This is a genomic window from Clostridium sp., from assembly GCF_051650885.1.
Lineage (GTDB): Bacteria > Bacillota > Clostridia > Clostridiales > Clostridiaceae > Clostridium.
The window spans coordinates 44,708-71,074 of sequence record NZ_JBOFRG010000367.1 but is presented as its reverse complement, the minus strand read 5'-3'; the positions used below and the strand labels follow the sequence as shown (position 1 = coordinate 71,074).

Sequence of the window (26,367 nt, the reverse complement as noted above, 5' to 3'; positions counted from 1 at the left end):
TAAAATTGTAGTTTTATAATTGGCTTACTTCCTTATTCCAACACTCTTCACAGCTCATTCCTCTGCACCCTAGAGTGGATTTACTTATCTTGTTTAACTTTCTGCTCTCTTCATCTGCAAACGGTCCACAATTCAATTCTCCAGGACATGTAGTCCATATTAAAAACCCTCTTGGTATATTCTCTCTTCTTGTAGCCTTCATTCCATATTCTATTCTCTTCATATTATTCTCCTTTTAATTTGATATTTATATTATAAAGCTTGTCTTGTAATTTGTCAATACTAATATTTACATTTCCCACAACTTATCCCTTGGCAACCACAGTTAAAATTACAACTCAATTCCCTATCACAATCCACACAACACTTATTACAACTATTCCTCATAAGTTTATAAGAACCTTCAAACCACATTGGTTCTTTATTGCCAATTAGCTCATTTATCTTAGTAATACAGTCGATTACTGTGTCATTTTCATCTTTCAACTCTTTTATCTTCTTGTTATTTACCGTTAACACTAATTTTAAAATTTCTATTTCTTTTAAATGGTTCGCTTTTTCTACTTCTTTCATATCACTCACTCCCTTTATTTGATAAATTTAGTATAACAAAAAAGAAAGAGCTTGTCTACCCTTTCTTCAAAAAAACTTTTATTAAAATTTCAATTCTATATAACCATTATCTTGTAAGCCTTTTGTTATCCAGTTAATACCTTTAGTAGTTATATAAGAAGTTGTATTTATCTTATTATTACAAGAACTTACTTTTACCTCAAACATATTCCCATCTATAAATCTTTGGTAAGGTAGATTATCTTTCATTAATATCTTTCTTTCTCTTAATATCTCGAATAACTTATTTCTCCCTATACCCACAGTCTTAGCATATTCTCCAACACTTACTAAACCTTCTGTATTTGCTATTTGATTATAAACATTAACTTTTGGTTGTTGTTGTAGAATTATATTTTCTTTCTGTTGTATAATCTCATCTTTTTGCTCAATTGTTTTTTGAGATATTAAAACTGCTCTTGACAATATCTCTAAATCACTCATGCCTTCTTCTATTGGAATATATCCTCCAGTTTTTCTTATTTGTGGTAGCACTTCTTCCATAACCCAAGCTTCAAACTTTTCTGCTTCTGGTAGTTTAGATTTAATAATTAATCTATAAATATCACTTTCTGGAATGATTGACATTTCTTGATTTCTACCTATTGAATCCATGATACGGTGTTTTACCGTACCACGACAATGTTGCGAAATTGCATCATTAGGTCTTGCATATCCTAACATAGTTGCAACATCTTTTCCTACAAAATATGGTTTTCCTTCAACTTCTAAAGTTCTTATTTCTCCAAACACTTCATTTTTAAATACTGTTAAATTATTCATAATTCCCTCTCCCTTTTATGCTATTTTAAGGACTACAGCTAACCATTATTTATTGTTTGTTTTCCAATTCTTCTAATGTATCTAATAATAATGTATAAAGTGAATTCCCTTTGTTAATAACAAATTTAGTATGTTTAGAATAATAAAATTCCAAATTGGCTTTATCTAATACATTCTCTTTTTCATTGCAATAATCATCTAGTTTAATTTTTTTCTGAGCAACAGCAATAGCTAGAGCATTTAGTTTAATTGAAGCTACTTTATTTTCTCTCCAAAAATTACTGTAGTTATCTTTAGTAACAAATTGTCTTTCGCCAGTTTCTCTATTTGTTTTTACATAAATAAAACCATCTTTATCCATTATTCCTTTCTCTACTAACTTATCATCCCAATTAATAGAGGTTCTTGGAGTAATTTGTACCTCTGAACATATCTGCTTTCTTGTTTTAAATTTTCCCTCCTCACAATCAAACCTTTTCTTGGAGTATTTAGTAAATTTATCTGGGTCTTTAACATTGAACTCTGCTTGTACATATTCTTTTTTTGGTATTGAGTATTCTTGATATTCACATTCAAATATCAAACTCCTCCCTTGCTTCCTTATATTGTTTATCACCCAACAATTTTTTTTCATTTCCTCTTTGATTCTCTCCTCTGACCATTTCTTAATGGTTATAGGAGCTACACCAATTACTCCACTAAGTTCTTTCTTTTTAAATTCTTTTTTCAAAATACCACTCCTTTTCTATTTATTTAAAAGGTATATCCTACTACACGCACTTAATATATAAGTGCATATACTTACATATACCTTTTAAAATATTGTTTTTCCTCGTTAGAGGTCGAGTACAATTTAGATTGTGCTCGAATAACAGTTTAGTAACAAACTAATATTGTTGGATTTGAGTCTAAGTGTTTTTATCAAAGCCACTTATCCTAATGTTTGTTTATTATTTATTATAACATATTATAACAAAATGTACAAGCTTTATTTAAAAATTTTTTTTATTCACGAGGAAGCCATTTTTATTCACGAAGAGTCCGTTTTTATTCATATTGGATATACTATAATATATATAATATAATAATATATATAATATAAGCAAAACAAGTTTGCAAAAGACTATTCTTTAAACAATATATACTGTATTCCAATGGATAGTTAGGGTGTATTTAATTGGATAGTTGGGTTGTAATCTTAAAACAGTATTATGTAATAATAACTAAATTAAATGTACTTATTCTGTTTAAAATTCATATATAAAGAGAAGGAGGGATATAAAAAATGGGTATATTAGATTATTTTTCAAAAGCTAAATTCACAGAGCAAAACCAATTAGGCGTAGTTGAGATAACAAATTATTCTTTTAACAGAGATAATATTACACAACAAGATGCTTTATCTATTCCAACTGTAGTGAATTGTAGAGAATTAATCTGTTCCTCGGTATCTCAATTACCTTTCTATCTTTATAAGACAAATGAGGATGGAAGTATAGAAAGAGTACATGATTATAGAGAGTTTTTAGTTAATAAGAATCCAAATGATTTTCTTAATGGATATAACTTTAAGAAAGCAATAACTAATGACTATTTATTTTATGGAGCAGCTTATATTGTTCCAGAATATAAAGGAACTAAGATAGTTTCACTCTATCCTTTAGAAACTCAAAATGTAACAATTGAGAAGTTTCAAGATGGTTATAAGACTAATGCAAGAATAATATATAATGCAAATGGTCAGTCAACAACTTTCTTTCCAGAGGATTTGATTAGAATATTAAAAGATTCACATGATGGTTTTACTTCTAAAGGAATCTTAGAATTAAATGCAGAAACACTAGCTCTAGCTTTAGAAGAACTAGAGTATAGTAGAAACATAGTAAAAAACGGAGCAGTACCAAGTGGTATATTAACAACTGATGCTTCTTTATCTAAGTTATCAGTTACTAATTTAAAAGCTTCGTGGGACAAGTTATATGGTGGAGCAAAGAATGTTGGTAAGACTCCTGTATTAGAAGGTGGTTTAAAGTACCAACAGATTTCTATGAAGCCAAATGACTTGGATTTAGTTAACAGTAAAAAGACTACTGTTGCAGAGATATGTAAGGTGTTCAACGTTCCAGAATCAATGGTTAACAGTAATGCTAATAAATATGCTTCAAATGAAGCGAATGGTATTCAGTTCTTACAATATTGTATGAGTCCAGTACTTAATGCAATCGAAGAAGGATTAGATGCTTGTATTCTTAGTAGCAAAGAGAAATCAAAAGGATTGTTTTGGAAAGCTGATGTCTCTGAATTATTAAGAACTACTGAAAAAGAAAAACTAGAAACAGTTGGTATAGGTATAGAGAAAAGATTGTTTACAGTAAATGAAGCTAGACAAAAACTAGGGCTTCCAAGTATTGAAAATGATACTTTCATCTATAAGTTAGGAGATGTATTCTTAGATACTACTACTAATATGTTAACTGTTGCGAATACTGGTGCTTCTTTAGATTTAGGTAAACCTCAGACTAAAGAGGAAATAGCTAAATTCCAAATGGATTTAGAAGTTGAAAAGCACGAAAAAATGAGTGCAATTAATAAGAAATTCGCACCTACTCCTGCTAAGAGTGAAGAACCTAATAATGGAGAAGCTACTGAACAGGGTGGAAATAAAGAATCAGACGGTGAATCGGACGGTAAGAAACCGACTGAAAAAAAGACTGATTCAAAGAAAGTGACTAAGAAGGAGGAAAAGGCTAATGGAAAAACGAAGCCTAAACCTGGAGCTAAGAAGTAGTAATGATGATGGAATAATGAAAGTATCTGGTATTGTAAATAAACCAGGTATGAAATCTAAACTACTTTATAGTAATGGAAGAAGATTCTATGAAATCATAGACAAAGGTGTATTTGCTAAAGCTATTAAAGCTGCAAAAGAGATATTGTTTTTAGATGCACACGATAGAAAAAGAATATTAGCAAGTACAAAAAATGGAACTTTAGACATTGAAGAAACTGAAAATGGTGTGGAAATGTCAGCACAAATTGTTAACACAACTTATGGTAGAGATGCTTTTGAGCTTATGAATAGTGGACTTGTAGCTAATATGAGTTTTGGATTTAAATGTTTAAAAGATTCTTGGAGTAGAGACGAAGAAGGAAATCTTGTAAGAATAGTTAAAGATATGGTTGTTTCAGAAGTATCTTGTTTACAGAATCCTGCTTATGAAGACTCTGAGATAGCTACTAGAGGTGAAGATGTTGGTGAGGTAGAAATACCTATCCTAGAAGAAGAGAGAGCTATTACTGAGCCTAATGTTGATAAATTTGACTTTAAGGACAAAGACGGTAATACAATCGGTTCAATCGAATTAAGAGAGTCTACAACAGAAGCTAAAGCAACTGGAGGTTCTAATAGAGGTTTAGAGTTATTTATCTACAACCAAATTGGAGACTCAATGTGGGAGCAATGGATGGGTTCAACAGTTCCTAATCAAATTGTGAGTATGATAGACAAGCTTAGAAGTCATAACCAAGTTGATATAAGAATTAACTCTCCTGGTGGAAGTGTATTCGGAGGAAACGCTATCGCAAACTTATTAAAAACAGTACCTGGAAACAAGACAGTGTACGTTGATGGTATGTGTGCTAGTATTGCTACTGTAATAGCTATGGCAGCTGATGAAATAGTTATGGCAGATAATGCAATGTTTATGATACACAAGCCTTTATGTCAAGTATATGGTAATGCAGATGCTATGAGAAAGCAAATTGATATTCTTGATAAAATTCAAGAGGGATTAATTGCTACTTATATGAAGAGTGCTAAGGAAGGTGTTACTAAGGAGCAAATAAATGAATTAGTAAATGCTGAGACTTGGATGACTGCTACAGAAGCTTCAAACTATTTTAGTAACATAAGAGTAGAAGGAGCTTGTAAAAAGGAAAAAAGAGAGGAAGAATTACCTACTTATGAAGCTAGGTTATCATTAGAAGATATGGTTGAAGAAATTAGAGAAACAGTTCCAGTTGAAACTGAAAAGCCAGAGGTTGTTGAAGAACCGAAAGCTGTTCTAAATGAAAGACAAAAACAAATATTAGAAAATATCTTAAAAGAAATCAAAGAGAAAAGGAGTACATTAAATGGCTAATACAAAATTAATGAAAGACAAAATGCACGAATTAATGGAAGAGAGAGAGTGTATAATCACTACTGTTTCTGACGAAGTAAGAGGATTTACAAGCGAAGAGAGAAATAAAAAATCTGAACTTGAAAAAGAAATAAGTGAAATCCAAAACGCTATGGCAATAGTAAATGAATCAAGATATGACGAAAATTTAAAAATTGAAAATATAGAAGTTAATAACAAGTTAGAGTGTATTAATTCTGAAATGAGAGAATTCGTAGAAACTGGTATGGTTGGTACTGAATTAAGAGCATTAACTCCACCAGCTGCTAAAATGAACGCTACAGATACAACAGGAGTAGGTTCAGTTATTATCCCAACTGTATTATCAAACAGAATTATACAATGGTTAGAAGAGCACTCAATGGCTTTTGCAGAGTGTACTAAGTTCCCAACAGTTCAAGGTAAGTTCCAAATAACTTATGACGACGAAGAAGTTGCTAACAAATACGCTATCATAGTTGATGAAAAGACTGAGTTCAATGACTTCAAAGACTTAAAATTCAGAAAGAAAGAGTTAGACCAATTAAGATTAGTTTCTTCTTATTCTTTAACTCAACACTTATTAAATGACAGTGCTTATGATTTAGTTCCTTACTGTACTGAGAAATTAGCAGTTAAAATCGCTAGAGCAATCGAGGACCAAATATTCAATGGTACTGGTACTAAACAATTCACTGGTATATTAAAAGATACTAACGTAGCTAAAGTAACTACTGCTGTTGCTAAAACAATCTCTATGGACGATTTAGTTGCAGTTTATACTTCAATGAACCCTTCATTCTTAAATGGAGCAAAATGGTATATGGCTAGAAAAGCTTACAATGACATTTGTTTATTAAAAGATGCTCAAGGTAACTACTTTGTACAAAACGGAATGGTTAATGGTAAATTAACTAAAACATTATTAGGTATGGCAATCGAAGTTACTGATTGTATCGCTTATGATGGAGCTAATTCAGCTGCTCAATCTGGTGTAGTTTTAGCTAATATGAAAGAAGCTTACGCTATGATGATTAAGAAAGATATGGTTCTTAAGCACGTATTTAACGATACTATCCAATCATTACAAGGAACTCACTTACTATTACTAGAAATGTACTGTGATGGAACTGTATTCAACGAACAAGCAGTAATCAAATTAGAAACTAAAAACGCTTAATATAACAACTAAGAGGGCTATAAAAGTCCTCTTTTATTTCAAAAATTAGGAGGTCAATATGGACAAAATTAAATTATTTAAAGAAAAAATAGCTAACTTACTTGCTGAAAAAGAAACACTAGTAAACTTAGCTTTAACTGAGACTAGAGAAATGACTGACATAGAGAGCACTAGAGGGGCAGAGATTGACGAAGAAGTAAGGTCATTAGAAGAAATGCTTAATGTCCTAAAAGTAAGATGTAAAGCTCCAGAAGAACCAATAGCAGAGCCAATAATAGAAAATACTGTTTACACTGATGAAGAGCTTACAGAGGCAGTTAGAGAGTTTATAGCAGATACTAGAACTGAAAGCGAAAAGAGAGCAGATGCTAATCCAACTGTACCTAGCGATGCTACAAAAATAAACAAGACTAAAGACCATGCAGCTATATTACCTAGAAACATTTCTGACTTTATGTTAAAGCATTTAGAAGAACATTCAGAAGTTTTCTCTACTGTAACTAAATACCCAGCTTCTAACGGAGAGTTTGAAATAGTAATGGATACTTGTGCTTTAGAAGATAATGCTGGTAAATATATATACAGAGTTGAAGAAGGTAAAGCATTAGGTGATTTCAGTATGATGGACTTTGATGTAGTTAAACTATTTGAAGATAGATACGCTGCTAGTTACTCAATTACTCAACACTTAATTAACAACTCTAAATTTGATTTAGTTAGACACTGTATTGAACACCTAGCAGAGAGATTCGCTAACGGTATAGAATATGAGATATTTAATGGAGTGGCAGAAAGAAACGTAGCTAACAAAGGTTTTAGAGGACTTTGTGACGTAGACCAATCTCACACTAAAGCTTTAGATGTATTCTACTCAAAGAAAGAAGAAGCAGGAACTCACACTGCTGGAGTATTAGACCAATTCTCACCAGACCACATATTAAGAATGATAACTTCAATGCACCCAAGCTTCTTAGGAAACGCTAAATTCTATATGAATAGAAGAAACTTCCAAAGAGTAGCTAGTATGAAAGAAGAAGGTTTAGGACCATTCTCATCTGAATACTTAACTCAAAATGGTGTTAAGAACGGTAAAGTTACTTACACATTATTCGGATACCCAATAGTAGTAACTCAAGGTATGCCAAACGACAAATTAATATTTGGTGAAATAGATAAAGCTTACGGAATGACTATCAATAAAAATATCGAATTAAAGCATATATTTGATGATACAATTCAAGCTACTCAAGGTACTCACTTATTAACTGCTGATATGTATATGGACGGAGCAGTAATCAATCCACAAGCATACGTAATTGGAGTAGTTAAAGAATTACCAGCTACTGCACCAACACCTTAATAAAAAACATTAGGAAAATTTAGGAGGATTATAATATGAAATTATTTGATTTAAAGAGAGAAAAGAACGAAGCTGTAAAGGCTAAACAAAGAATATTAGACTCAGTTTGTAATGAGGCAAGAGCATTTAGTGATTTTGAAAAGGATGAGTTAGTATCATTAAACAACAAAATAGCTAACTTAACTTCAAACATTGGAGCTTTAGAAACTAATGAAGTTACTACTGATAAAGTAATATTAAAAGATGATATAAGAGTAGCTAGTGAAGATGAAGCTATTGACAATGAGTTAAGAAGCTATATCTCAAGTGGAATTAGAGGTAGAGAGTTAAGAGCAGTTGCTACTGGTACTAACGGAACTACAACTGGAAACGTTGGAGCAGTAGTTATACCTACTTATCTTTCAAACTTTGTTGTTCAAAAATTAGAAGAACACTCAATGGCTTTTGCAGAAGCTACTAAACTTCCTTCTGTAACTGGTAAATATCAGTTAACTATTGATAAAGAAGGAGCAGATAAAGCTGTTATAGTTGAAGAAGGTTCTGACTTAGCAGATTTCAAAATGTTAAGCTTTGGTTCTGTATTATTTGACCAATTAAGATTTGTTGCTGGTTACAAAATAACTCAACAATTACTTAACAACTCAGCTTATTCTTTAGTACCTTACTGTTTAGAGAAAATGTCAATTAAACACGCTAGAATGATTGAAAAGCAAATATTCCAAGGTAGTGGAACTAAGCAATTTGAAGGATTAGAATCTAGTGGTAAAGAGTGTAGCTTACAAGAAATATCAATCAAAGATAAGAACGGTATCCAATTAATGGACAAGTTTGTTGAGGCAGTAAACACTGTACACCCAGCTTACTTAAGTGGTGCTAAATGGTACATGAGCAGAGCAGTATACGCTAGAGTTGCTAAAATTAAATCTGCTAACGGTGACTATTTCGTACAAATGGGAGAGCAAAATGGTAAGTTAACAATGACTTTACTAGGACACCCAATTGTTGTTACTGATGAGGTTTCAACTAACTACCCTTGTTTCTTTGGAAGTATGAAAGATACTTACGGAATAATGGTTAAGAAAAACTTTGAATTAAAGCAAATATCTGGTGATACTAAAAATGCTATCGCTGGTACTGTTACTTTATTACTTGATGGTTACTTTGATGGTAAAGTTATCAACAAACAATCAATGGTAAAATTAAAGAACGCATAATATATATGGAGAGGGGTTACCCTCTCTTTTTATTTTTATAAGGAGGTAATGAAATGGCAAATAAAAAATATAAAGTATTAGTTCCTTTTTGTACAAATTTAGGAAATGATATTCCTTTTGCTCCTTTATTAAATACTACTTTTACAGTAGAAGAAACTAATTTTGGTGCTAAACTAGAAGCTGGTAAACTTACTGTTACTGATAATACTAAGATATTAGAATCTCTTGTTGAAAATGGTAACTTAGAAGTTATAGAAGAGAAGAAAGAAGATTATACTCTTGAAGAGTTAGAAGCTATGACATTAGCAGAGTTAAAGAAACTTGCTACTGAATTAGGTGTTGAAGTTGCTAAAACTAAAAAAGCTCTTATCAAAAACATCTTAGAAAGATAGGTGTAGATATGAAAGTATTTGATAAAGATATTGAAAGTTTAACTGTTAAAGATATAGCTTTATATCTAAGAGTGGAAGAAGATGAAGAAACTACACAAGAAATTGAAATGTTTTATGTAGCAGCAGTGAGTTTCATAACTAGCTACCTTAAACATGACCTTGCTTACTTAAAAGAGCAATATGATGGGGTATTACCAAGAGAATTAACAATAGCTTGTTTATACCTTATTTCTAACTGGTACGAGCAAAGAACAATCAGTGGTGCTAAATACACTTCTGCAAAATCTGCTCCATTTACAGTTACTACTATTTTAGACCTTCACAGGGGGTGGGAGTAGTGAATCCTGGCTCACTAAATAAGAGATTAAAGATAGTTGATTATATAAAAGAAAGAAACGCTACTGGAGGATTTAATGAAAAACCAACAGAAAAAGTAATAGTTACTTGTTGGGGAAATGTTAAACCTTTGAGTGGTAAAAGATACTGGGAAGCTCAATCTGAAAAAGCTAAAGTTACTCACCAAGTTACTGTTAGATATAATCCTTTAATTAACAGAGAACAAACTGTTAAACTTGGAAAAAGAACATTGACTATTAACCACGTTATTAATGTAGATGAAAGAGATGTAGAAATGATACTACACTGTTTTGAGGAAATGTAAATGGCTAAAAAGAGTAATTCAAATATTATTAGCATAGAAGGAGTAGCAGATACTAAAGAAGGAATTAGACTATTTAAAATGGGATGTCAAGCAGAAGCTTCAAAAGTAATCCAAAAGTATGCCAAAGCAGTTAAAAAGAAAGCAGAGTCAAAAGCTCCTGTTTCAAACGTTAAGCTTATTAAAGGGCATTATATGGGTGGAAGATTTGCTAGACAAAGTTTAAAGAACTCTATAACAATGGAAACCTTTTTTGAAGGTATGGGAGCTATGATATACCCAGAAAAAACTAAAGCACCTTACAGAAACTTAGTTGAGTATGGTACTAGAAAAGGCAATAGATGGCAAAAGAATGTACCTACTTTTTATAGAAGTGGAAAGACTGGTAAGATGGTTAGAAACTCTTCTGGTAATGTAGGTAGTATGAGTGGTACTTTCTTTATGACATATGCTAAGAAAGAAGTAGACCCTTCTTATAATGCAGAAATCAGAAGAGTTTATAATAAGGAGAAGAAGATATGACAAGAAGTACAAAATTGAAATTATTTTTAGCTTCTGTATTCAAACGCTTATCCACTACTAAAGAATTAACTGATATATGTGAAGTATATGACTGGGTCCCAGAAGGTGTGCCTATGCCTTATGTTACTTTTGGATATATGAATATCACTAAAGATAACACTAAGACTGTGTATGGCTCAAATATTTCTATTGATATTTTAGTTTGGGATAACACAACTGGAAGACAAAGAAGTTTAGATATAACAGAAGCAATAGAAAGAGCCTTTGATACTGATTTAGAATTTGAAAATGGCTTAGAATTGGTGTCACAAGGTATAGAATATTTAGAAAACGTAGAACAAGAATATGGACTTTACAATACAATTATAAGATTGAGATGTAGAGTAGAAGACGAGGAGGACTAATTATATGGGAACTAAACAAACAGGAATGAAATGTCTAGTGTATGTGAGTGCAACTAAGACTGACTTTATACCAGCGTCTAATGGGAATATTACTGACCAAGTAGTAGATGTTACAAAGGTGCTTGGAGGACAAAGAAATGCTACATTAAGTAGAAGTGCAGAAACTATTGATGCAACTTCAAAGGATACAGTAGGGAACTGGATGGAATCACTTCCAGGATTTAAGTCATGGAGTATAGAGTGTGAAGCTTGTTATATAGCTGATGACACTTCTTACCAAGCTTTAAATACTGCTTTCTTAGCTGGTAAAAACGTATATGTACTAGTAACTTTTGGTGAGTTAGGAACTACTGGAGTTAAGGGTATGGTAGGGGAAGCAACTATAACAGATTTTCCTATTGAACTACCTTATGATGACTTAGTAACTTACTCATTAACACTTAATGGTTCTGGTGCATTAGCAGAGGGAACTTTTAAAAAAAAAACTAGTATTTCAGTAAAAGAAAAAAAATCGGAGGTAAAGTAATATGGGTGTAAAACAAACGGGAATGAAGTGTCTTGTCTATGTAGCTGCTAAAGGAACTTGGACTTCAAGTAGTGGCAATATTTCTAAAGTAGTAAAAACTACAGTTTTAGGTGGACAAAGAAATGCTACATTAAGTAGAAGTGCAGAAACTATTGATGCAACTTCAAAGGATACTGTTGGGAATTGGATGGAGAGTTTACCAGGTTTTAAATCTTGGTCAGTTGAAACAGAGGCTTGTTATATAGCTACTGATTCTGCTTATGCAACTTTAAATAGAGCTTTCTTAGATGGAGAGAATGTACAAGTATTAGTAATGTTCAGTGACCAAAATAATTCTAAAGGTATGCTTGGTGAAGCTACAATTACTGACTTCCCTATTGAGTTACCTTATGACGATTTAGTTACTTATTCTCTTACTTTAAATGGTTCTGGAGCTTTAGAAGAAGTAACAGTTACTGCTTTTGCAGATTCTTAATGGAAAATAACCCAAAATATTCTAAGTAAAAGACTGATTTTATTGTACTAATAAACACTATAATCTATATATAAACAGAGAAAGCCTACTCATTATTTAAATGGGTAGGCTAATTTTTTTTGTATATGGAGGAATTATAATGAGAAAACCAATAATTTTAAAAACGGATGCAGTTGATTACAAGTTCATACTTAAGTTTTCAACATTAATAAAGATAAGAAGTGAATACAATATTGATTTAATAAACGGAACTAACGCTTTACAAGATGACATAGCTAATTTAAGAAAGATATTCTACTTAGGTGTACAAGCTGGAGAAGATAAGAAGATTAAATTTGAAAGCTTTGTTGATATATTTGATGAATTAGTTGAATGTTATACTATTCCAGAACTAGTACAAGTAGTAGTAGATGGAATGGCAGTTAAATCAATTATCACAGAAGAAGAAGGGAACGAAGAGACAGTTTCAGAAAAAAAGTAAAACCTCTGACAATGGACGAATATATTGAGTCTTGCTATTGTAAAAGTATATTAGAGTTGAGAATAAGTAGGGAAGATTTCTTAGAACTTACTCCCTATGATTTTTCGATTCTTTATGCCTACTATTTTGAGAGTTATATGAATGATTTTAATATCCAAAGAGATGTAATAGTAGATGCAGTTGTATACGCTACTGGTAGAAGTAAGGATAAAAAATTAAAACCATTCTTTACAACCAACTCACAAAAAGAGAAAGTTAGTAAACATGGTGTTAGTACATTGGAAGAGTTTAATAACACTAAACAAATTATAGAAAATGATGAAGAGTTAAAGAGAGCAATCGATGCAGAACGTAACTTAATTTTTGGACTATAAGAAAGGAGTGATGACTTATTTCACTAGTAGTTAAAGTAAACGCTGATGATAGGCAACTTAAATCTGGTTTGGGTAATGCCAAGTCAGCAGTACAACAATTTGGAGATAGTTTAGGAAAAGTTGGTAAATCACTAACTGCTGGTTTAACTATGCCTATTATGGGTATAGGTATGGCTTCTATGAGAGTAGGAATGGACTTTGAAGAATCAATGGCAAAAGTAGCTGGACTTAGTGGAGCAACTGGAGCTGAACTTCAAGGTTTAGAAGACTTAGCAAGAGAAATGGGAAGAACAACGAGTGAACTTTTGCTCGTATAAATAGAAATATTTATAGAGAATAGGGCAAAATCGGTAGAATCTTATTTATGTTGACTTGTTCTAATATTTATGTTATATTAAGTTTAAAATAAATATTAGGGGGAGTTTTATGAAAAAATGTAATGAATGTGGACAAGTTAAGGAAGTTGAATGTTTTGAAAAATCGAGTTCTTGCAAAGATGGTTATAGAGGAACTTGTAAGGATTGCAGAAGAGAGAAGAAGAAGCGAGTAATTATTTGTAAACTATGTGGCAAACAACATAGGACAATAGATTATAAAACTACAAAATATTGTGATGAATGTTGTAGAATTATTCGTAGAAAAAGAGTCACTACTGTTTGTGACGATTGTGGAAAAGAGTTTGAACAAACACACTCGTACTATAACGCTAGAGACAATCATTTCTGTACCAAAGAGTGTTATTATAATTATATGGCTAAAAACAGATTATCTATAAACAACACTAATTTTAATCCTAACATTAGTTATGAAATTAGAGTTAAAGAGAGAAAAATAAGTGGAATGTATAGATGGAGAAAGGATGTCTATGAAAAATTTAACCATACTTGCCAATGTTGTGGCAGTACAAAAAACATAGTAGCACACCATATTTTTAATTATAAAGACAATTTTGAAAAAGCATTGGATTTAGAAAATGGTATAGTTTTGTGTAGTGAATGTCACAAATTGTTTCATAGAGAATTTGGTTATTCTAATAATACACAACAACAATTATTAAATTTTTTTGACAAATATAAAACTGACAATACCGAGATAACTAATAAAAGTAAAAAATTATTAGCATTGTAGAGCATAGGTTTTGAACCTATGCCTTTCTTTTTGTAAAGGCATAGAATATAATAAACCCACGAGTGTCCTACCCTAAACAAGTAAAGTTGTAGGTGAAAATATATGCCAAACTGAATGTGAATAGACACATTGATGAAAATGAGGGAAACCTCCAGAGGTGAGTATAAAAAGGCTCACGTTAAGAATGTATGAAAAGTGCTACAGAAGCAGCAGATGCTCTTGGGTAAAGCTATTGCCCAAGTAAAACCTAGTGAACCAGTCTATTACTGGGTGTGCCTTGTAAAAGGTGCTAACGAGGAAACCTAAGTCAGAGATGATATGGCAATCTCGTGCCAAGCTTAATTGAAGGTGTAACGACTATCCATTATGGAGTACGATAGCTATTAATACGCTATTGGAAGTGCTAGGAACTCAATAGAGTTAAGAAATAGTCTAACCCATTAGAAATAATGGAAATAATTGACATGGCTCTTGCCGGGTGGGATACTGCCGAGATGTCAGCAGGATTGAAGCCCGTATTAGATTTATCCGTAGCAGGTCAGATGGACCTAGCCACAGCAAGTGACTTAAGTTGTCGGGTCACCTTTACAGTAATGTAATGATAATAAATCGAACAAAATCGGAAGACGTTAAGTTTTTGATATTAAAAATATACCAATTCCGAGGTAAATAAATAAATTAAAAAGTATTTATCACCGTAGAGCGTAGGTTTTGAACCTATGCTTTTTTCTTTGTAAAAAAGTGTAGAATAAAATAAACCCAAGAGTGTTCGACACCCTAACAATTATATTGTGGGTGATGAAGTACGCCAAACTGAGACGGAAATGACCGTCTAATGAAAATGAGGGAAACCTCCAGAGTGTAAGATAAAAAGCTTACAGTTAATCACAAGTGTAGCAACTGACTCGCTTTCTGCCCTAGGGTTGGAAGTGAAAGATTTAGAGGGTTATTTAGACATAGTAGCAAACGCTCAGTCTAGTACTAACCAATCAGCTGAACAATTAATGAACGCTTATCTAAGAGTTGGTTCTTCGGTAAAAAACTTAGGAATACCGTTAGAAGAATCGGCAGCTGCTCTTGGTATCTTTGCCAACAATGGTTTAAAAGGTACGGCAGCAGGTACAAAACTTAGTTCCATTTTAACTGGTATGACTGCACAAACAAGTGTAGCTGCTAAAGGTTTTGGAATGATGGGTGTAAAAGTTTATGATAATAATGGTAAATTTAGAGGACTAACAACTGTCTTAAAAGAAGCTAAAAAAGGTTTGGGTAAACTTAACCAAGAACAACAACAGAACGCTATTAAGATGGCAGTTGGTACAAGAAACGTAAACGCTTTTATGCAATTAGTAGATGCAGCAGCAGATGGTTCAATGCCAGGTTTAACAGAAGAGTTTAAAAATTCTGATGGTGCACTAGATAAGCTAAGAGCAACAATGGAAGATACAACAAAAAACAAATTACAATTAATGAAATCGGCTTTAGAGGGAGCTGGTGAAGCTATATTTAGAATATTAGCTCCAGCAGTTGAGAAAATAGCTAATGGTATTAGTAACTTAGCTAATGCTTTTACAAATGCTAACCCTATGGTTAAAAGCTTGATTGTAGGTATAGCTGGTATAGCAGCAGTTATAGGACCTATAATGTTAGTAGTATCTGGTGCAATGAAATTAGGTTTAGCTTGTAAAACTACATCAGTTCAAGCACTAGGTTTAGTTAAATCTATGTTTGGAATAAAAAAAGTAAGTGGAGGAGCTACTAATTCACTAAAACAAACAACTAGAGAAGTAACTAATATGGGAAAAGCTAAAGGAAAGAGTATGACTATCACTAGTAAGGCAACTGGTAAGCAAATGAGATTTGCTAAATCCTTAGATAGAACTGCTAAAGATGCACAGAAAATGGCAGCTGGTGGAAAAATGTCACAAGGGGCAGCCAATGCTATTTCAAAATCGGCAGAGAACGCTGCTAAGAAAACTGGTTTAATGGCTTCAAATATGGGGAGAACATTCCCAGCTGGTTTAAAATTATCACAAGGAACTAATATAGCTACTGGTTCTGTTATAAGATTAACTAGTAATGCAGCCAAGACAGCAGCAAGTGTAGGAACTTTAGGTAATGCAGCTGGTGGAGTAACTTCTTCATTAATTACTACTGGAGCAACTTCGATGGCAACTGGTGGAAGCATATTAGGATTAGCTGGTAAGGTAGCTTTAACTGCTGCTAAATTTACTGGTTGGGGACTTGCAGCTACGGCAGCTACGGCAGTGGTAGTTGGAACAGTAAAAGCTCTTAACACAGAAGCTATCCCACAACTTGATTTATTCGCAGAACATTCAGTAAAAACTGCTAACGGTACTGGTGAAACAATGGTTTCTATTTCTGAACACACACAAGGTTTAATGACAAAACATTTTGCTCATATGCAAGAACTTTCTACCACATTTAACTTAGCAATGGTCAATGGTGGTAATATGACTAAAGAGCAAATTGAAGGTGTGGGAGGAGTTTTAGCTTCTAACAATAGATTAATAATGGAAGAAGTTAAAAAAGATACTGAGGGACTAACAACTTTTATGGTTGAACAAGGTGCAAAAAGATTAGGTTTAACAACAGAAGAGTATACTAAAGCTTTAGCAGCTACTAAAGTTCACGAAGAAAACACACAAAAAAGTTTACAAGCTCATAGTGATAGAATAATGGAAATCCTTAAAGTTCAAAAAGGTGATAAAGTAAATATCACTAATGCCGAAAGAAAAGAGCTTGAACAGATACAGATTCAAATAAACAATATGGCTTCAAAACTATTAACTGAATCAGAGGCAGAGCAAAAAGTAATAATGCAACGTATAGTAGATAGCAAAGATACTATTGATAAAAAAGGTGCAGTAGATTTATTACAGAGAGCAGAAACATTAAAAACAGATGTAGTTAAAAAAGCAAACGAGCAATATGATGAATCAATAAAAGCAGCTGAAAACTTTAGAAAAATAGCTGGTCCTAAAGAAAAAGATTTTGCAGATAAAATGATAAAAAATGCAGAAGAAGTAAGAAAGAAAACTATTGCAGAAGCAGAAGAGCAGAAGAAAGGTGTTATAGATAAGTTGATGGAAGCTTATCCAGATTTAGGTCACGAAGTAGATTTAGTTACTGGTGAGATTAGAAATAGTGTAGATGCAGCAGTAAGAAAATGGGCAACTGCTACATTCCCAGCAAAAAAACTTGAGTATCAAATTAGAGAAAACAGAGTTTATACTAGTAGTAGTGCTAGTTTAAATGGGGGTACTGGTCCTAATGGTAGAAGTAGTTCAAGATTTGTTGGTGGAGGAAGAAGCATTACTCAACCAAACCTAAACCCTAATACACAACGTAGTATTGATATGGGACAACAACTTTCTACTAATCAACTTTCTAGTAGTTCTAGTTCAAGAATGAGTAGAATGAGTGAGTCTAATAGACAAACTAGTTCAAGTGTAAGTAGACCAATTATAGTACAAAATATGAATATAAGAAAAGAATCAGATATTGAAAAAATCTCTAGGCAATTATTTGATTTAGAAAAGAATCAAGATAGAGCAAGAGGTGTAGTAAGAGAATTTAGGAGGTAATTATGGCACAGTTTCAAGGTATAATTTTCAATGGTGTAAAGAATCCAGACTATCTAAAAGTTGCTTCGATTGAACACTCAATGTTATCTGGAATCACCAATAATTATATCCAAATACCTGGGAGACATGGAGCGATTGATGTCAACGCTCCTAATCTTGGTATTAGATATATTAATGTTAATGTTTTTGTATTAAGTGAAGAAACAAATACACTACCACAAAAACTAGAAGAATTAGCAAAATGGCTATTTCATAAAGAACCAAAAAGGTTAATATTAGGTGATAATTTAAATAGAGTTTACTATGCTAGGTTAGAAGGTGATACAACTTTTACTGAGTTGCTTACAAAAGGTGAAGCTACTTTAACGTTTGCTTGTCCAAGTCCTTTTAGCTATAATGCACAAGAAACAACAATAACTTATCCTAATTTAGATGAACTAGTTTATGCAAACATAATGAACAAAGGTTCTGCTCCAACACCACCAAGAATTAGCTTTACATTGAACCATGATTTAACTAACTTCTCAGTTAATTTAAATGATAGTTTTGTTGAGTTTGGAAGGTCATTGACTGTTGATGAAGACCATACAACTTATGACCCATTAGTGTTTTATGATGCTTGTAGGAGTTTAAATGGTTGGACTAAATCTTCTTCTATATATGGGGGAGTTGTTACTGACCAAGCTATTCAAATAGATGGTAATGAGTCTTTTGAACCTAGTGGTGGATTAGTTGATGAAACTGAAAACAAGAAATGGTATGGACCAGCTATGCAAAAACAAATTACTAAATCTCCTAAGAATTTTGAGTTTAGAGCTAATATGAATTTTACTAGAGCTAGTGATGAAGAAAAAACTGGATATGGTAAAAATGTTGTGGTTTTAAAAGACCAAGATAATACAGATTTATTCTTATTTAGACTTTTTGATAACTCTGGAGATAATATGATAGGATTAGAAGCTGCTTTAGTTAAACAAGGAGTTGAGACTAAGTGGTTATCAACTGGATATAAATTTGATAAATCCCTTTCAAAGGTTTTTGGTACAGTAAAGGTTAGTAGAAGAGATGATAGATGGAATGTAAGTTTCTCTACCAATATTAATGGTTCAACTAGAACTGTAATAGATGTAAGTTATTTTGATAGTGAAAAACAATTCTCTAACAACTTACCTAAATGGGTACAATTTGGTTTCCAAAGATTTGAGAAGAAACCAGTTAACTATATGTTTGTAAGTCACTTTGAGTTAGAGAGCTTTGATGCTCCACCTACTAGTGATAAAGAGAAGCCTACAATAATAGCAAAAGCAGGAGATAAAATAGAAATAGATTATAGCAAAGGAGAGATATTTAAATCCAATGCTTATTGGTTGGCTAACTTAAGATTAGCAAGTACATTTACTAATTTAGAACCTGGAATTAATACATTTAGTATTGAACCAAGTGAAAGTATAAAAGACATAGAATTAAAATTTGTTGAAAGATATTATTAAACTATAAAGGAGGAAAAAAATGAGACCAATATTTTTACTAGATTATGATAAGGTTATTATGTCTGTATTTGATAATGGTATAGATAATGGTATATCTGTTCTTGAAGATAGAAGAGTGACTGACTTAGATAACTTTACAGATGATGTTAGTATGGTATTTAATGGTTATGATAATAGAACTATAGATATTGAGAATGGTAGATTTATATTATATCCAACTATAGGGCATAACTATAATTTATATAAGATACTGATAACAGAAGAGAACAATGATTCAAACGCTTACACAAAAACTATACAATGTTCACGTTATGAAAACACTCTTTTATTGAAGGATAAGTTAGATGAGACTGAATTTAAATTTGCTAAGATTGGTAGTATTATGGAATACATTTTACTTGATTCAGAATTTGTTTTTGGATACTCTAACTATGAGGGAACAGTTCCATTTTTTGAAATAAAGAAGGATAGCACAAGACTATCTGCTTTAATAGAATTATGTCATTCAATCGGATATGAGATGCAATTTAGAAAAACAGTAAGTGATGATTTAGTGGGGTACAATATAGATATTCTTTCTAATATTGGAACTAATAAAGGTAAGATATTTGTTGACGGAAAAGACCTTACTCAAATTACTAGAACAGTTGACTCTAGTGAAGTTATAACTGCTATTAAAGCTACTGGAACTGGTGAAGATAATACAATATTTGACTTTGCTTCTCTTCCAAGTATGGAGACAGAAGATGGTTATTCTTATAAAAAAGGAACTACATTTATAATAAGTAGGAGAGCATTAAGCAAATATTCTGAGGATGGACAACATTTATGGGGAGTATTAGAAGACTCTACTTCAAAGTCTCCAACAGAATTATTTGATAGTGCTTTAGGTGTATTAAGAGCAAATGACCACCCAAAATATATGTATAATGTTGGTGTTCAATTTTTAGAGAGCCATTCACAAAACCCTTATGAATTACAAGTTGGTGATGTAGTAAGTGTTAAAGATGAGACTCTTAATCCTCCTTTATATTTAGAAGCTAAGATTAGACATTATGAAACTTCTGAGTGCAATCCTATTGAGACTAATGTAACTTTTGGTAACTATGTCGGATTAAATATTTCAGATACTTCTATAAGAGGTATGGTAAATGGTATGATAGAAAACTTAGAAGATGGTTCTGAGAAAAACTTATTACCTTTCACTTCTTTTACTGAAAATGTAAGAGAAATAACTAAGATTTCATACAGATATTTAAACTCAGAGTTTGTTAGCTTTGGTGAAGTAGTAAAAGACGAAGTAGATAAAGCACACAACAGTATCTTAAAACAACCTACTATGAGAGTATTAGCAGGTTTAGGGGATAGAATAAAGTTTGAATATATGACCCCTATTAATGTAGATGTAGGTAGTAAATATACATTCTCTTGTTTTGTTAAATCTAAACATGGAAGAATTAAGCCTTATATTGCTCAATTAGATAGTGATGGTGGAAATAAGACTTATTACTATGGAGAAACTAAGTTATCTGTTGGTAAATATATGCTAGTAACTTTTACTACAGAAGCTTTTGAAACTATGATGACTTGTGGATTTGAATGTGATAGTGAAGATGAGTTTGAAACTTTACACTGGATGTTAAGTAAAGCACCTTTTTACATTCCTTGGAGTCCTTCTGGTTTAGAGATACAAAGTACAGTTACAGAATTAGAAACTAAGTATGCAGAATTAAAAATGGATAATGATGGTATAAAAGCAGAAGTTGGAGCTAATAAAGAAACTATTACTCAAGTAAGTAATAATATAATATCTTCAACTGATAAAGCTTTAAAAGAAGCTAAGGCATATGCAGATAAGTTAAAGACTGCTACTGATAGTGAAATAAATGATGTAACAACTGAGATAGGTAATCTTAATGATACTATGAATGGAGCTTTTAAAGATGGTGTTATAAGTGAAGCAGAAGCAAAAGCTATCAAAGAGAACTTAAAAAGATGTAAGAAAGAGAAATTAGAAGCAGATAAACAATATGAAGTTTTATACAGTGATACCTCTTTAGTTGGAGAAGCTAAGACTAATTTAGCAAGTAGTAAAGTCTTATATGATTCTACTTATGCAGAATTAACTAATTATATAATGCAAGTAATTGCAGATAGTAAAGCTACAACAGAAGAAGTAAATGAAATTGATAGAATGAATACAGAATATGATAAAGCTAATTCTCTATTAACTCAAAGAGTAGCAGAGGCTACAAAGTCTATTGAGAATAAAAAGAAACAACAAGCTATTGAAGAAGCTAATAAACATACTAATGGACAAATAGACATAGTAAATACTGTTATAACTCAGAATAAAGCTAGTATCGAAATGTTAAAAGATAAGATAGCTTTAGCAGTTACAGAAAATAAGCTAGAAGAAACAGTAGCTAAATTAAACAATAACATAACTAAAGCTAAAGAAGAAACTATAGCTTATACAAATAGAGAAGTTGGTCAAGTTTTAAATTCGGTTGCAGATTTAGGAACTTATCTTGAAGGTGCATATAAAGACGGAATCATAGATGACCAAGAGAAAGAAGTTTTAAAACAACAACTAACTAATTTAGATAAAGAAAAAGCTGATGTAGTGGCTCAAACTGATGCTATATTAAGCACACTTGAGTTAAAGAATACTCCAGAATATACTGAATTAGTAGAAAGCAAATCTAACTTTGTAAAGAAACACTCTAACTTAATGAGTAAGATAAATGAAGTGATAGGACCAACTGTTACACAAGGTAGTAAATCTAACTTCGTTGTAAGTCCAACTACTTATAACTTTACTTCTAAAGACAAAATAGTTATAAAATTTACTGGGGTTCAAGTAGATTATGGGTATTTGTATGGTATAGGTAACAGTGCTATTTATAGTGACTCTGGTACTTCTAATACTTTAACTTTCGGTCCACAAGCAGAAGGAACTTATAACTGTTATATTGGTACTTATGATGCTAATACTAACTGGATACAATCCAATGATTTCACTGTAATTATCAAAGATGGAGCAACAGATATTCCAGTTTCAAGTGTTACTGTTAATCCTAGTAGTAAATCTTGTTATGTTGGAGATTATTTTGATATAACGGCTACTGTAAATCCTTCTAATGCTACAAACAAAACTATAACTTGGTCAAGTACAAATACCAATATAGCTACTGTAAGTAGTAGTGGAAGAGTAACTGCTAGAAAAGCAGGAACGGTAACTATAAAAGCTACATCTAATAATGGTAAAGTAGCACAATGTTCGGTTAGAGTAGATGAAATAGATACTACAATACCAGTAACAGGAGTAGAGTTAACTGAAACAAGCAAAAACTGTATAGTTGGAGATACTTTTAGATTAACACATAGAGTAAAGCCTTCAAATGCTACTAACACTAGTGTAACTTGGTCAAGCTCTAATAGAAACGTAGCTACTGTATCTCAAGGTGAAGTTACTACTTTATCTAAAGGTACTTGTTCAATTACTGTAAGAACTGCTGACGGTGGTTATACAAGTTCTTGTACTGTAAATGTTGAAGATGAATCAACTCCTACAATACCAGTTTCTAGCATAACTGTAATGCCTAGTAGCAAAACTTGTCATATAGACAATACTTTTAAATTAACTGCTACTGTATCTCCTAGTAATGCAACTGATACAACTGTAACTTTTAGTTCTTCACATAGCTCTGTTGCTACTGTTGATAGTAAAGGTTTAGTTACTGCTAAGAGTATAGGAACAACTACAATAACTGCTAGAACACACAATAATAAAACTGCTACTTGTACAGTTGAAGTTATTGAAAAACCAAATAATCAACTTGCTCTTGCATTTTCAGAGTATAAGATTAGTTTAGTTGGTTTAAGAGAGAGTATGAATAAAGCTACTAATAAGATTGCAGAAGTTAGAAGTCAATCAGTATTAGATGAGAGCAAGAATTATGTTGATACAGAAGTAACAATAGTTAATAAAAAAGTTACTGAAAATAAATCTAGCATTGATATTCTGAAAAATGAAATTAAGTTAGGTGTAACTCAGAAGCAACTTGAAGATACTAAAATAGAAATTAATACGAGTATAGGTGATGCAAAAGACCAAGCAGTAAGTCATACTAATGTTGAAATTAAAAAGACTAACGAAAAAGTGTCTGGAATAGATATTAAACTAAATGGTATTACTTCTAAAGTAGAACACGTTGAAAAAGAAATGGTTACAGTTGATGGTAAGGTTGTAAAAAATACTGAAAGGATACAAAATGCAGAAAACAAAATAACACCTACTGCTATAACTAATGCAGTTTCAGAACAATTAGGAGCTGGTGGCTCAATCAAAGGTACTTCTACAACTATAACAAAAGACAAGTTTTCAGTTTCTCATACAGGGAACAAGTCAAGAGTAGATTTAGCACAAGGTAGTTTATTTACTTATAATGGCAATGGTAATCCTTCACTAGCTTTTGGTGATACTAATATTATTGTTTACGATTATTCAAGAACTACACAACAACCTATTGGAGAGATTACAAGTGGATTATTAGCTAGTGAAAAACACTTAGCTTTCTTAGCAGGAAAATTTGGTACTGCTACTATCTTAGGATATGAGGATGCAGTTAATCAAAATCAATATATCCCTTCAATAGAAACTAGGAGAGGTAACACTGTAAACTTTTCCTATGCTAATGCTTTTGATGTTAAATCTGGTGATTTAAGAACTACTAAAATAAACGAATATGACATGGGAAGAAACCTTGAAATAAATAGTTTATTAGTTAAATTAAACTCTCTTAGTGGACCATATCAAAGTTGGCTGAGATTAAATCAATGGAATAGTAGTAAAGTAGTAATAAATAATGGTACTGGTAATGCCGATGCTTATGGAACTTGTAGAGCTGCAACTTGGGAGACAATTAAATCTGCTACTGAATTTGATAATAGAGGAGAAAAAGTTGGTGCTTTGTATCAAACTGGAACTACTCAAACAATTAGCGATATTGGTAGTGCTACAATACAAGAAGATGGAAAAGCTTATATTGATTTTGATTTTGATTTCCTAGGTCATGCAGATACAAAGAATGTATATCATATAACTTATGATGTATTAGGACCAAATAGAGTTTATACTATTGAAAAGAATGAAGATGGATTTGTAGTTGAAGGTCCAGTAGGAACAGAATTTACTTGGGAAGTTAAATGCAAGAAATATGGAGAAAATGCTAGAAGATATTATACTAAATTTGAGAAGAGTGACGAAGTTATCGACCAAAATTTAGATGATATAAATTCAGAAGATATTGAAAGAGTAGAAAAAGAAAGAACTCATAACGAGCTTGAAGCTTGGGATAATGAAGTTCAACAAGACGAGGAGGAAATTTTTTATGGAAAATTATAAAGTAGTAACAGGTATAAGTATTAAAAAGATTGATGACCAACACGTGGTGAGTGTTATGTTTAATGAATATGATGCTAATAACAATCTAGTTAAAGACAATGTTAGAATTAGAAAAACTCTAGTTAAACAAAATAAATCTAACACTGGTGTATGCAACAACATTGATGAATTAATGGCATATATTGAAACAGTAATATAAAGGAGAGGCGTAGCATGAAAAGACAAGTATTTACTAATATAAATGTAGATAATGAAAATGAAAGTGCTATATGTCAAATTAAACAAGGAACAGCTATGATAATAACTATGGAACTCTTTGAAAACGGAGTTCCTTTTATCATACCTCCTATTAATGGAGTTGGTTCTTATTTGATTAGACTAGGCATAACAAGACCAGATGGCTCAAAAGCTATTCAAACAGAAAATATAACATATGATAAGAATCTAGTTATGATTGATTTAGCTAGTGGTGTGACAAGTGTTCCAGGGAGGAATAGGTGTGACATCACTATATCTAAAGTAAATGGTACAGTAAGTGAAATAGTTACCACTGCTTCATTTTATATTGATGTTATAGAATTAGCTTCTAGTGATTTATCACCAGATGCAGGAGATTATATACCAGATTTTGATAAGATAATAGTACAGTTCTTAGTTGAGTTCGATAAAGCTATAAAAGAAGTAAACGCTAAAAAGGTTCAAACATTTAGTGATATTGATAATGAATGGTTAGCTATTAAAAATGCTATTGGTTCAAGTGATTTGGCTAGTTTAACTACTAGAATGAATAACTTACAAGCTACGTTTGATGCTATTTCACCAGAGATTGATAGCCACACAAGTCAGTTAAATGTTCTAGTTCCAACTGTTAATAATTTAGATACTAGAGTTCAAACAAATACTAATGATATATCAGTTTTAAAAAGGGATAATTCTGTTAATACAGATGATATAAATAACTTGAAATCTAGCTCTGTTAATAAACAAGGTACAGTAGATATGAGCAATAGTTTAACGTTCGCTAATAAACAAACTGGTATCAATTTAAAGACAGTTGAAGATACCAACTATTGGTTTATTAAGTCTAATCAAACTTACAATGGAGGAGTAATAATAGGTAGTACAGAAAATGATGGATTTACTTTTGATTACAGTAGTCTTTCACCTTCGTATAATGATTATGTAAGTTTAGGTTCTCCTAATAAAGCTTTTGAATCAGTATGGGTTGGTGGTGTTGTCGCTAGTTCTTCTGCTGGTGAGTGCGAATTAACAAACAATATAATAGCTAAATGGGGAGTGGTAGAGCTAACTATCAATCCTTCTACGTATGGTATACAAGCAGTTTCATTTCCTTTTCCAAGAGCCTTCGAGAAAACTACTTTAAATGTAGAAGTAACTCCAGATTGGTCGGGTAGCAGTACTTGTATATTTGTTTTAGGTTTAAATTCGTTTAATGCTAATACAGTAAGTGTTTGGGTTCAAAAGATTAATACAACTGATACTAAACAAAACAAGGTTAGGTTGAGGTATTATGCAATCGGTAATTAACTTAATGTACTAAATATGTCAGAATAGGATATATTAAAAGAA

The 26,367-nt window shown here is 31.9% G+C and carries 25 protein-coding genes; 21 read left to right on the top strand and 4 right to left on the bottom strand.

What is annotated here, in order from left to right; genetic code table 11:
* Window positions 1-13: 13 nt before the first annotated feature.
* From ACRC28_RS18865 to ACRC28_RS18850, 4 genes are all read right to left on the bottom strand, one after another.
* Window positions 14-223 carry a hypothetical protein gene (locus ACRC28_RS18865; RefSeq protein ID WP_438544999.1) on the bottom strand — a complete coding sequence of 70 codons (210 nt, stop codon included), beginning with the start codon at window positions 221-223 and terminating at the stop codon, window positions 14-16.
* Between the two features lie 59 nt (window positions 224-282).
* Complete coding sequence (locus ACRC28_RS18860; RefSeq protein WP_438544998.1) at window positions 283-573, bottom strand: hypothetical protein; 291 nt, start codon at window positions 571-573, stop codon at window positions 283-285.
* Between the two features lie 81 nt (window positions 574-654).
* A complete protein-coding gene (locus tag ACRC28_RS18855; RefSeq protein ID WP_438544997.1) occupies window positions 655-1,395 on the bottom strand; it encodes a BRO family protein in 741 nt (246 codons plus the stop codon).
* A gap of 49 nt (window positions 1,396-1,444) precedes the next feature.
* Window positions 1,445-2,125, bottom strand: coding sequence for a hypothetical protein (locus ACRC28_RS18850; protein ID WP_438544996.1), 681 nt, complete (start codon window positions 2,123-2,125; stop codon window positions 1,445-1,447).
* 555 nt (window positions 2,126-2,680) lie between these two features.
* Here ACRC28_RS18850 and ACRC28_RS18845 point away from each other — a divergent pair.
* The 21 genes from ACRC28_RS18845 to ACRC28_RS18745 all read left to right on the top strand — a co-directional run bounded on the left by ACRC28_RS18845 (window position 2,681) and on the right by ACRC28_RS18745 (window position 26,325).
* Window positions 2,681-4,183 carry a phage portal protein gene (locus tag ACRC28_RS18845; protein ID WP_438544995.1) on the top strand — a complete coding sequence of 501 codons (1,503 nt, stop codon included), beginning with the start codon at window positions 2,681-2,683 and terminating at the stop codon, window positions 4,181-4,183.
* Entirely contained in the window at window positions 4,146-5,537 is a 1,392-nt protein-coding gene (locus tag ACRC28_RS18840; RefSeq protein WP_438544994.1) for a head maturation protease, ClpP-related, read from the top strand. Before ACRC28_RS18845 ends, ACRC28_RS18840 begins: the two co-directional genes overlap by 38 nt.
* Complete coding sequence (locus tag ACRC28_RS18835; RefSeq protein WP_438544993.1) at window positions 5,530-6,735, top strand: phage major capsid protein; 1,206 nt, start codon at window positions 5,530-5,532, stop codon at window positions 6,733-6,735. The genes ACRC28_RS18840 and ACRC28_RS18835 overlap by 8 nt, the downstream gene beginning before the upstream one ends.
* A 58-nt stretch (window positions 6,736-6,793) precedes the next feature.
* Window positions 6,794-8,095, top strand: coding sequence for a phage major capsid protein (locus ACRC28_RS18830; protein ID WP_438544992.1), 1,302 nt, complete (start codon window positions 6,794-6,796; stop codon window positions 8,093-8,095).
* Between the two features lie 35 nt (window positions 8,096-8,130).
* Window positions 8,131-9,309, top strand: a complete 1,179-nt coding sequence (locus ACRC28_RS18825) for a phage major capsid protein (protein ID WP_438544991.1) — start codon at window positions 8,131-8,133, stop codon at window positions 9,307-9,309.
* A 53-nt stretch (window positions 9,310-9,362) separates the two neighbouring features.
* A complete protein-coding gene (locus ACRC28_RS18820; protein WP_438544990.1) occupies window positions 9,363-9,701 on the top strand; it encodes a hypothetical protein in 339 nt (112 codons plus the stop codon).
* 8 nt (window positions 9,702-9,709) lie between these two features.
* Window positions 9,710-10,039 (top strand): head-tail connector protein, encoded by a 330-nt coding sequence (locus tag ACRC28_RS18815; protein ID WP_438544989.1) that lies wholly within the window; start codon window positions 9,710-9,712, stop codon window positions 10,037-10,039.
* A complete protein-coding gene (locus ACRC28_RS18810; protein WP_438544988.1) occupies window positions 10,039-10,362 on the top strand; it encodes a phage head closure protein in 324 nt (107 codons plus the stop codon). The genes ACRC28_RS18815 and ACRC28_RS18810 overlap by 1 nt, the downstream gene beginning before the upstream one ends.
* Complete coding sequence (locus tag ACRC28_RS18805; RefSeq protein ID WP_438544987.1) at window positions 10,363-10,881, top strand: hypothetical protein; 519 nt, start codon at window positions 10,363-10,365, stop codon at window positions 10,879-10,881.
* Window positions 10,878-11,285: a DUF3168 domain-containing protein gene (locus ACRC28_RS18800; protein ID WP_438544986.1), complete on the top strand. Its 408-nt coding sequence runs from the start codon at window positions 10,878-10,880 to the stop codon at window positions 11,283-11,285. Before ACRC28_RS18805 ends, ACRC28_RS18800 begins: the two co-directional genes overlap by 4 nt.
* A gap of 4 nt (window positions 11,286-11,289) precedes the next feature.
* Window positions 11,290-11,811, top strand: coding sequence for a phage major tail protein, TP901-1 family (locus tag ACRC28_RS18795; RefSeq protein ID WP_438544985.1), 522 nt, complete (start codon window positions 11,290-11,292; stop codon window positions 11,809-11,811).
* Between the two features lies 1 nt (window position 11,812).
* A complete protein-coding gene (locus ACRC28_RS18790) occupies window positions 11,813-12,286 on the top strand; it encodes a phage major tail protein, TP901-1 family (protein ID WP_438544984.1) in 474 nt (157 codons plus the stop codon).
* 139 nt (window positions 12,287-12,425) lie between these two features.
* Window positions 12,426-12,767, top strand: coding sequence for a hypothetical protein (locus ACRC28_RS18785; protein WP_438544983.1), 342 nt, complete (start codon window positions 12,426-12,428; stop codon window positions 12,765-12,767).
* 137 nt (window positions 12,768-12,904) lie between these two features.
* Window positions 12,905-13,141 (top strand): hypothetical protein, encoded by a 237-nt coding sequence (locus ACRC28_RS18780; RefSeq protein WP_438544982.1) that lies wholly within the window; start codon window positions 12,905-12,907, stop codon window positions 13,139-13,141.
* 68 nt (window positions 13,142-13,209) lie between these two features.
* Complete coding sequence (locus ACRC28_RS18775) at window positions 13,210-13,458, top strand: hypothetical protein (RefSeq protein WP_438544981.1); 249 nt, start codon at window positions 13,210-13,212, stop codon at window positions 13,456-13,458.
* A gap of 109 nt (window positions 13,459-13,567) precedes the next feature.
* Window positions 13,568-14,269 (top strand): HNH endonuclease, encoded by a 702-nt coding sequence (locus ACRC28_RS18770; protein WP_438544980.1) that lies wholly within the window; start codon window positions 13,568-13,570, stop codon window positions 14,267-14,269.
* 866 nt (window positions 14,270-15,135) lie between these two features.
* Window positions 15,136-17,877 carry a phage tail tape measure protein gene (locus ACRC28_RS18765; RefSeq protein WP_438545020.1) on the top strand — a complete coding sequence of 914 codons (2,742 nt, stop codon included), beginning with the start codon at window positions 15,136-15,138 and terminating at the stop codon, window positions 17,875-17,877.
* Window positions 17,878-17,879: 2 nt separating this feature from the next.
* Window positions 17,880-19,367 carry a distal tail protein Dit gene (locus ACRC28_RS18760; RefSeq protein WP_438544979.1) on the top strand — a complete coding sequence of 496 codons (1,488 nt, stop codon included), beginning with the start codon at window positions 17,880-17,882 and terminating at the stop codon, window positions 19,365-19,367.
* A 19-nt stretch (window positions 19,368-19,386) separates the two neighbouring features.
* On the top strand, window positions 19,387-24,777 hold the full coding sequence (locus ACRC28_RS18755; protein ID WP_438544978.1) for a phage tail spike protein: 5,391 nt from the start codon (window positions 19,387-19,389) through the stop codon (window positions 24,775-24,777).
* Window positions 24,764-24,976: a hypothetical protein gene (locus ACRC28_RS18750; protein ID WP_438544977.1), complete on the top strand. Its 213-nt coding sequence runs from the start codon at window positions 24,764-24,766 to the stop codon at window positions 24,974-24,976. The genes ACRC28_RS18755 and ACRC28_RS18750 overlap by 14 nt, the downstream gene beginning before the upstream one ends.
* A gap of 14 nt (window positions 24,977-24,990) precedes the next feature.
* Window positions 24,991-26,325 carry a hypothetical protein gene (locus ACRC28_RS18745; protein ID WP_438544976.1) on the top strand — a complete coding sequence of 445 codons (1,335 nt, stop codon included), beginning with the start codon at window positions 24,991-24,993 and terminating at the stop codon, window positions 26,323-26,325.
* The last annotated feature ends 42 nt before the right edge of the window (window positions 26,326-26,367 follow it).